The sequence below is a fragment of the Mesorhizobium sp. B3-1-8 genome (assembly GCF_006439495.1).
Classification (GTDB): domain Bacteria; phylum Pseudomonadota; class Alphaproteobacteria; order Rhizobiales; family Rhizobiaceae; genus Mesorhizobium.
Genome location: NZ_VFTK01000085.1, coordinates 1 through 1,327 on the forward strand (window position 1 = coordinate 1; position 1,327 = coordinate 1,327).

General features: G+C 64.6%; 1 protein-coding gene. It reads right to left on the reverse strand.

Going from position 1 to position 1,327, the window contains the following annotated elements:
• Positions 1-58: 58 nt before the first annotated feature.
• The gene (locus FJ424_RS33335; protein WP_140660011.1) at positions 59-1,249 is read right to left on the reverse strand and encodes an integrase core domain-containing protein; all 1,191 of its coding nucleotides are present in this window, start codon (positions 1,247-1,249) and stop codon (positions 59-61) included.
• Positions 1,250-1,327 lie beyond the last annotated feature (78 nt).

The window sequence follows — 1,327 nt, forward strand, 5'->3', positions numbered from 1 at the left end:
TGTCCAGCCGATAGATGGGTAACACTTTGAACCGGATACATAGGTAACAGTTTCTCCCCTATGATGCGTTCGCCGCAGCGCCAAGCGGTTGGGTTGGCGCGGCGCTGCGGCGAAGCAGTTTCCTGTGCTTGTCGTCGATGAAGCCGAGCGGATGGGCGTAGAAGCGCATCGTCCATTCGCCATTGTCGGTCTCCTCGATGGCGATCGGTTCGCCGGCCAACGTGGCCGAGACATAGATCTCGGTGCCTCGCCATTTGACGGCGCCGTTCTGGCGCACACCGCGCACCGCCGCCTCGGCCGGATAGTCCGGCTCGGGGACCGTCTTTGGCATGGGGCGTGTCGAGGGACGGTAATGCTGTGCCGGGGTGTCCATGCCAAGCGCCTCGTGTGGACGCTCCTCATTGTAGCTGCGCCGGAAGACCTCGAAGGCCTGGGCTTGGGCCGCCCTGTCGGCCTCCGGTGCGTTGGCCATCGGCAGCATGGTCAGATGGAAACGCTCATGGCGCCCGTTCTGCTGCGGCTTGCCCGGCTGGATGCGCTCCAGGGCGATGCCGAGCTTGATGAAGCGCACCGCAAGCGGCGTCAGCCCGCTGACGCCGGCCGACGCAAATGGTGGGCCGTTGTCGCTTCTGAACCGATCCGGCAGGCCATTCTCCTCAAACAGCCGCTCAAACACTGGCCAGGCCTCCTCATCGGCCGTCGAGCCAGTCGCCTCGAGCCCCAGCAGATAGCGGCTCGAGGCATCCATCACCGTCAATGGCTCGCAGCGCCACCCGTCACGGGTCCGGAACCAGCCTTTGTGGTCTCCCGTCCACACCGCGTTCGGCCCCGCTGGCTCCGGCCATGGGCCATTGCCCGCCGCTTTCCAGCGCCGGCGCCGGCGTCCCACAAGACCATGCCGCTTCAGGATCTCGCCCGCCGTCGAGACCGCCGGCCAGCCGCATGAGGGCTCGCTCCGCCTCAGCCTGGCCATGATCTTCTTCGGCCCCCACAGCGGATGCGCCTCCTTCTGCGCCACAATCCGCTCAACCAGATCAAAGGCCGTGGCCCGGCCATGGTTGAGCGGCGCCCGCGGCAGATCATGCAAGCCTTCAGGCCCGTTCGCCCGGTAGCGACCAAGCCATTTGTAGCCGGTCTTGCGCGAGATTTCGAAGGCCGCGCAAAGCTGCGTCATCGTCTCCTCGCCCGAAAGGCACTCCACAACAAATCGAAGCCGATCGTCCATAATGCCAGTTTCTCGCCAAACCATCGCCGGTCCTCCGGCGGACAAGAAAACTGTCACCCATGCAATCGGTCCATTCTGTTACCTATCTATCCGGTTCGGACA

Excerpts from the sequence above, each read along its gene's own strand:
- FJ424_RS33335 (WP_140660011.1), bottom strand. The coding sequence starts at position 1,249 with ATGGTTTGGCGAGAAACTGGCATTATGGACGATCGGCTTCGATTTGTT.